At 71.1% G+C, this 6,542-nt stretch carries 6 protein-coding genes; 1 reads left to right on the top strand and 5 read right to left on the bottom strand.

The window, feature by feature from the left end; all coding sequences use genetic code 11:
* From KBX53_RS17845 to KBX53_RS17825, 5 genes are all read right to left on the bottom strand, one after another.
* Positions 1–1,425: sugar ABC transporter ATP-binding protein (locus KBX53_RS17845; RefSeq protein WP_210860467.1), on the bottom strand; the 1,425-nt coding region annotated here is incomplete at its 3' end.
* A complete protein-coding gene (locus KBX53_RS17840) occupies positions 1,422–2,372 on the bottom strand; it encodes an ABC transporter permease (protein WP_036411135.1) in 951 nt (316 codons plus the stop codon). The genes KBX53_RS17845 and KBX53_RS17840, both read right to left, overlap by 4 nt.
* Positions 2,369–3,442, bottom strand: a complete 1,074-nt coding sequence (locus tag KBX53_RS17835) for an ABC transporter permease (protein WP_030330521.1) — start codon at positions 3,440–3,442, stop codon at positions 2,369–2,371. The genes KBX53_RS17840 and KBX53_RS17835 overlap by 4 nt, the downstream gene beginning before the upstream one ends.
* Complete coding sequence (locus tag KBX53_RS17830; RefSeq protein ID WP_210860466.1) at positions 3,439–4,527, bottom strand: mandelate racemase/muconate lactonizing enzyme family protein; 1,089 nt, start codon at positions 4,525–4,527, stop codon at positions 3,439–3,441. Before KBX53_RS17830 ends, KBX53_RS17835 begins: the two co-directional genes overlap by 4 nt.
* Complete coding sequence (locus tag KBX53_RS17825) at positions 4,527–5,576, bottom strand: sugar ABC transporter substrate-binding protein (protein WP_210860464.1); 1,050 nt, start codon at positions 5,574–5,576, stop codon at positions 4,527–4,529. Before KBX53_RS17825 ends, KBX53_RS17830 begins: the two co-directional genes overlap by 1 nt.
* Positions 5,577–5,698: 122 nt before the next feature.
* Here KBX53_RS17825 and KBX53_RS17820 point away from each other — a divergent pair, with 122 nt between their 5' ends.
* Positions 5,699–6,418, top strand: coding sequence for a GntR family transcriptional regulator (locus tag KBX53_RS17820; protein ID WP_210860463.1), 720 nt, complete (start codon positions 5,699–5,701; stop codon positions 6,416–6,418).
* Positions 6,419–6,542: the final 124 nt, after the last annotated feature.

The raw sequence follows: 6,542 nt of genomic DNA, 5'->3' as shown, positions 1-6,542 counted from the left end.
CACCGCGATCCGGGCGGCGAGGGTGACCATCTCCGGCAGGTCCGCCGAGATCAGCAGGATGGCCCTTCCGCGCGCGGCCAGGCCGGCGATCAATTCGTGGAAGGCCGCCTTGGTGCGCACGTCGATGCCGACGGTGGGCTCGTCGATGATGAGCACGTCGCAGTCGGCCGCCAGCCACTTGGCCAGGCTGACCTTCTGCTGGTTGCCGCCGGAGAGCTGACCGGCGTGCTGGTCGGGCGAGGCGAGTCGGATGCCCAGCCGGTCGGCGTACTCGTCGACGAGCGTCCGCTCGGAGCGGTCGCGGACGAGTCCCAGCCGGGCCAGCCGGCGCCACACGGTCACCGCTGTGTTGCGGGCCACGGTCTGGTCGAGGAAGAGGCCCTCCTCCTTGCGGTTCTCGGTGACGTAGCCGATCCGGTACCGGTGCAGGGCGTCACCCACGTCCCGGATCCGGGCCGGCCGCCCGTGCACCCGCACCTCACCGGCCGTGATCCGGTCGAGGCCCAGCAACGCCTTGGCCAGTTCGCTGCGGCCCGCACCGACGAGCCCGTACAGGCCGACGATCTCGCCGGGGCGGACGGTGAGGCTGACGTCGTGGTGGCCGGCGGCGGTGGCGACGTGGTCGAGCGCCAGCGCCGGTTCGACGTCCGCCGCGACGGTCCGGGCGGCGAGGTGCACCTGCTGGTACGCCCGGCCGACCATCAGGTCGACGATCTCCTCGCGGCTGTGCTCGGCGAGGGGTTCCGCCTCGGCGACGCTGCGCCCGTCGCGCAGCACCGTCACCGTGTCGGCGATCGCGAAGACCTCCTCCAGTTTGTGGCTGACCAGCACCGTGGCGTGACCCCGCTCGGACAGTCGACGCACGATGCCGTAGAGCCGGTCGGCCTCGTCGTTGGTCAGTGACGCGGTCGGTTCGTCGAGCAGCAGCACTGTCGAGTCGGCCGACAACGCCTTGGCGATCTCCACCAGCTGGAGTTGGGCCACCGACAGCCGCGACACCGGCAGGTCGGGGTCCAGGTCCAGGTCGAGCAGTTCGAGGCAACGGCGAGCCTCGGTCCGTAACGCCGCCCGGTCGACCAGGCCGGCGCGGCGGGGCAGATGTTGCAGGCAGATGTTCTCGGCGACGCTGAATGCCGGGATCAGGTTCCGCTCCTGGTGCACCACGCCGATGCCGGCCCGCTGGGCGTCCTGCGGGTTGCCGAGCTGCACCGTACGCGGCTGCCCGTCCGGTCCGGGCAGCCGCAGCTGCCCACCGTCCGGCCGGTACACCCCGGTCAGGATCTTGATCAGGGTGCTCTTGCCGGCGCCGTTCTCGCCGAGCAGCGCGTGCACGCTGCCGGCGGTCACTGTCAGCGTCGCCTCGTCCAGGGCGCGCACCCCGGGGAACGTCTTGACCAGTTTCTCCGCGGCCAGCACGACGCTCATCGGGTACCTCCGGAGAGCTTGTCGCGGAACTGCCCGAGCAGCACCGCGCCGAGGACCACCGCGCCGATGATGAGGTCCACCCACCGCCGGTTGATGTCGAACTGCGACTGGCTCACGTCGACGAGCCGTACCAGAAAGGCAGCGAGCACCGTGCCGGTCACGCTGATCATGCCGCCGGCCAGGGCCACACCGCCGATGATCGGTGCGGCGAAGCTGGGCAGCAGCAGGTCGTCGCCGATCGAGGCGTTCACCGAGCCGAAGGCGGCCACCACGATCACCGCGGCGAAGCCGGCCAGCAGCCCCGACAGGGTGTGGGCCAGCACCAGCGCCCGGTCGTTCGAGATGCCCGACAGTCGGGCGGCGAACGGGTTGCCGCCGGAGGCGAGCAGGTGCCGGCCGGGCACCGTGCGCCGGAAGAAGAGGGCGACAGCGACGGCGCTCGCCACCGCCAGCAGGAAGACCACTGGCACGCCGGCCAGCGACGCCTGCCCGAACTCCCGCAGGCCGGGCGAGTAGCCCTGGTAGGTGCCGGTGCCGTTCACCCCGTACCGCAGTCCTTCGAGGATCGTCATGGTGGCCAGGGTGACGATGAACCCGTTGATCCGGGTGAAGATCACCAGCAGGCCGTTGACCAGTCCGACGACGGCGCCGAGGGCCAGCGCGGCGAGCACCGCGACCGGGGCGGGCAGCCCGGCGTCGATCATGAGCCAACCCGAGGCCATCGCGCAGAACCCGGTGAGCACGCCCACCGAGAGGTTCATCTGACCGACGGCGAGCACCACCATCTGGGCCAGGCCGATGACGATCGGCAGGGCGAGGAAACGCAGGAAGGCGTCCAGGGTGCCGGCGGTGAGCAGGTTGAAGTCGGTGGCGACCGCGAGCGCCGCGAACCCGAGCGCCGCGATCACCGCGAGGGTGAACTCGTTGGTCCGGATCAGGCTCCTCATGACGGTGACACCGCCCTTCGCTCGGCGAGCACGGCCCGCAGCCGGTCCAGCGACAGCGCCGCGAGCAGCACCAGTCCGATGTAGAGCTTCAGTTCCTCCAGGGAGAACTGGAGCAGGTTGAGTCCCTTGTAGATGACCTGGGTGAGGGTCGCCCCGAGCGCGGTGCCGAGGACGCTGACCGCACCACCGGCGAGCAGCGTCCCACCGAGCACCGGGGCCAGGAACGACGGCAGCAGGAACGACTCCCCGATGGTGGCGGAGAAGGCACCGTTGTTGGCGGCGAGCAGGAACCCGGCCAGCGCGGCGAGCAGCCCGCTCAGCGCGTGCGCGGCGACCACCCGCCGGTGCGTGGGAATACCGGACAGCTCGGCGGCGACCGGGTTGGAGCCGGTCATCAGGATCTCCCGGCCCAGCCGGGCACGCCGGAACAGCAGCCCGACACCGAGCGCCGCGGCCACCGCGATCGGCACGACCAGCGGGATCCGGGGCCCGCAGACCTCGCCCATGCAGTAGTCGGCGAAGGTGTCGAAGCGCAGCGCGGAGAGCCCACTCGGCTGCACCGCGAACGACACCCCGCCGGTCGCCCAGGTGTAGAGGATGGTGACCAGGCCGAGCAGCCCGAAGTCGAGCGCGAGGGTCACCACGAACGAGTTCACTCCGGTCTTGGCGATGAGCAGGCCGGCGAGCGCGCCGATGCCCGCCCCGACGGCGAGTCCCACGAGCAGCCCGACCAGCAGCGGTACGCCGAGCCGGTCGTAGGCCAGGCCCATCGCGAAGGTGGAGAGCGCGGCCATCCGGCCCACGGCCATGTTCATGTGCCCGAGCGACAGCACGGCGAGTTGGGCGAGACCGACCACGGCGTACACGCTGATGTCGGCCTGCAGCGGTGCCAGGGTGAGGCGGGGGTCGAGGAACGCGGGGGTGAGCGACGAGAAGAGCGCGACCAGCACGGCGATGACGATGAGCAGGCCGAGCCGGGGGTTCGCCCAGACCGGCAGGGCCCTGGTCGGCGGCCGGGGCTCCGCGGCCGGGGGTGCCGCCGACGCCTCCGGCGCTGTTTCCGTCTTCACGCCACCCTCCTGTCCTCGATCGCGTCGCGGTCCCAGTCGATGCCGAGGCCCGGCTCGTCGGGGGCGAGCGCGTGGCCGTCGACGATCGCGATCTCGGTCCGGGTGATCGCGCGCAGTTGTGGGATGTGCTCGACGTAGCGGCTGTTCGGCACGGCCGCGCAGAGGCTCACGTGCAGTTCCATCAGGAAGTGCGGGCAGACCACCACGTTGCAGGCCTCGGCCAGGTGCGCCACCTTGAGCCACGGGGTGATGCCGCCGATGCGCGCCACGTCGACCTGGACGACGCCGGCGGCCTGCCGACGCAGGTACTCGGCGAACTGGCCGATCGAGTACATCGACTCCCCCACCGCGACCGGGATGCTGGTCGCGCGGGCCAGCAGTTCGTGTCCCGCGATGTCGTCGGCCGGCAGCGGCTCCTCGAACCAGGCGAGCTGGTGCGGTTCGAGCAGCCGGGCCCGGCGGATCGCCTCGGCGGCGGTCAGCGACTGGTTGGCGTCGACCATCACGTCGACGTGGTCGCCGAGGGCAGCCCGGACCGCGCCGATCCGGGCGGCGTCCTCGGCCGGGTTCGGCTTGCCGACCTTCAGCTTGACGCCGGGCCAGCCGGCCGCCTGGGACGCCTTCGCGCCGGCGACCAGCTCGTCCTCGGTGAGGTGCAGCCAGCCGCCCTCCGTGTCGTACAGCGGGACGCGGTCCTTGGCGCCACCGGCGAGCACCCACAGCGGCAGACCGGCGGCGCGGGCGCGCAGATCCCACAGCGCGGTGTCGATCGCGGCGAGCGCCAGCGAGGTGATGGCCCCGACGGCTGTGGCGCGGGTGGCGGCGTGCAGGTCACGCCAGATCGCCTCGACCCGCGCGGCGTCGCGGCCGACCAGGTGCGGCAGCAGGTAGTCGCGCAGCAGCGCGAGCACCGCGGTGCCGCCGGTCCCGATCGTGTACGCGTACCCCGTGCCGTGCCCGTCGTCGGCCGTGCGCACCTCGACGAAGATCGTCTCCTGCTTGAGGAACGCCTGTACCGCGTCGGTGCGGACGGTCTCCACGGGAATGTCGACGAGGTACGCCTCGGCCGTGGTGATGGTCGACATCAGCTGCACTTGAGCAGGTCGCCGTCGAACTTCTTCCGCAGTGCCTCGGTGGTGGCGGTGCGGTCGGCCTCGTAGCCGTCCAGGTTGTCCTTCGTTACCACGAACGAGCCCGAGTCGATGGTCACCCCGGGTTCGGCCATGGTGCAGCCGCCGCTGAGCTTCATCAGGGCGTACGAGCCGACCTGGGCCTGACCGACGGGGTTCTGCAGGACGGTGGCGGCCACCGAGCCGCCGCGCAGCCCGTCGAGGACCGTCGGGTCGTCGTCGATGGCGATGACCTTGATGGGCAGCTTCGACTGGCGGACACCCTCGGCCGAGGCAACCGCCGGGTTGTAGGCGGTGTTCACGATCCCCTGGATCTGCCGGCCCTTCGCGGCGAGGAGGTCGGCCACGGCCTTCTGCGCGCTCTGCAGGTCCTTGTCGATGTCGGTGACGCTCTGGATCAGGGTCACCTTGCCGCCGGTCTCGGCGACCGCCTTCTCCACGCCCGCGATCCGGCGTTGGGTGTTGGAGTCGACCTTGTTTCCGGTCAGGTGGACCAGGTTGCCCTGACCGCCCATCGCGTCGATGGCGGCCTTGGCGCCCTTGTACGCGGCGACCTCCACGTCGGTGGAGAGGCAGAAGTCGGCCTTGTTGGCGCCGGCCGGGCAGGAGGCCAGCGAGCCGACGGGGAAGCCCTGCCGCTTGAGGTCCTCGAAGGTGGAGTTGATGTTGTCGGGTGAGACGCCGAAGACCCCGAAGGCGTTGTAGCCCTGCGCGGCGAGGGACTTGAGCACGTCGTTCTGCTTGGTCTGGTCCCAGCCCGCGGTCTCGTTGAAGGTGACGTCGCCGAGCGCCAGCTCGGTCTTGGCCTTGGCCCCGGCGTCCTTCCACGGCTGGAAGTACGGGTGTGAGCCGCCGGGCACGAGCGCGACCTTGACCTGCCCTGGCTCCCGACCCCCGGCTTCGGCGTCGGTGGTGTCGCTCTTCTTCGTGCAGGCCGCGGTGGTGCTGGCGAGGGCCAAGACGGCGAGGCCGGAGCCGATCCGGGACAACATTCTGCGCGACATGTTCGTCTCCTCAGGGTGGTGGGGTGAGACGGCGGCGGGCGAGCCTATTTCCTATAGGATGTTGCTTTGCTAGTGTGTACTCGCTCACACCGGCACAGTCAAGGGGTTGTTGAGGAGACGAGATGGCCCAGCAGGAAGCTCGCGAGGGCCGACTCCGTCCCGCCCGTCGACTCACCCTCGCCGACGACGTCTACGAGTCGATAAAGACCCTGGTCATGGACCACATCCTGCCGCCGGGCGAGCGGGTCAACATCGACGCTCTCTCCCGAGAGCTGGACGTCTCCCCCACCCCTGTGCGCGAGGCGCTCGCCCGGTTGGAAGCCGACGGCCTGGTCCGTAAACGCCCGCTGTCCGGCTACACCACCACGCCGCTGCTGACCCGTGCCGAGTTCGACGACCTGTTCGAGGTCCGGCTGCTGTTGGAGGGTGCCACCGCCGGCCGGGCCGCCGCCCACGCCTCCACCGAGGAGCGGCAGCGGATCAGCACCGAGGCGGCGGCGACGATCGATGTGGAGGCCGGCGACGGCTACCGCCGACATGCCGCGTTCACCGCGCTGGACGCCACCTTCCACGACCTGATCGCCGAGGTGGCCGGCAGCCCACTGCTGCGGGACAGCATCACCCGGCTGCACTCCCACCTGCACCTGCACCGGCTGTACTTCCCGGTCACCGGCGCTCCGGACACCAACACCGAGCACCAACGCATCGCCGCCGCCATCGCCGCCGGTGACTCCGACGCCGCCGCCGAGGCGATGCGGGCGCACCTGACCGCCGCCCGGGAGCGCCACCTGCCCGCCTTCGACCAGCTTCCCGCGCCCGGAGCACCGCGCGACCCGGCGTGACCACCCCCGACCCGTCCGAGGAGCCGCCGTGCGCATAGCCCTCTTCATCACCTGCGTGAACGACCTCGCGTACCCGGGCACCGGCATCGCTGTCACCCGCATCCTGCGGCGACTCGGCCACACC

The organism is Micromonospora sp. M51 (genome assembly GCF_018070305.1).
Classification (GTDB): domain Bacteria; phylum Actinomycetota; class Actinomycetes; order Mycobacteriales; family Micromonosporaceae; genus Micromonospora; species Micromonospora parva.
The sequence above is the reverse complement of the archived record's forward strand: the minus strand, read 5'-3'. Positions and strand labels throughout refer to the sequence as shown.

Bases quoted from the DNA above. Each gene is read 5' to 3' on its own strand.
- KBX53_RS17830 (WP_210860466.1), bottom strand. From the start codon at position 4,527: ATGTCGACCATCACCACGGCCGAGGCGTACCTCGTCGACATTCCCGTG.
- KBX53_RS17825 (WP_210860464.1), bottom strand. From the start codon at position 5,576: ATGTCGCGCAGAATGTTGTCCCGGATCGGCTCCGGCCTCGCCGTCTTG.
- KBX53_RS17840 (WP_036411135.1), bottom strand. From the start codon at position 2,372: ATGAGGAGCCTGATCCGGACCAACGAGTTCACCCTCGCGGTGATCGCG.
- KBX53_RS17820 (WP_210860463.1), top strand. From the start codon at position 5,699: ATGGCCCAGCAGGAAGCTCGCGAGGGCCGACTCCGTCCCGCCCGTCGA.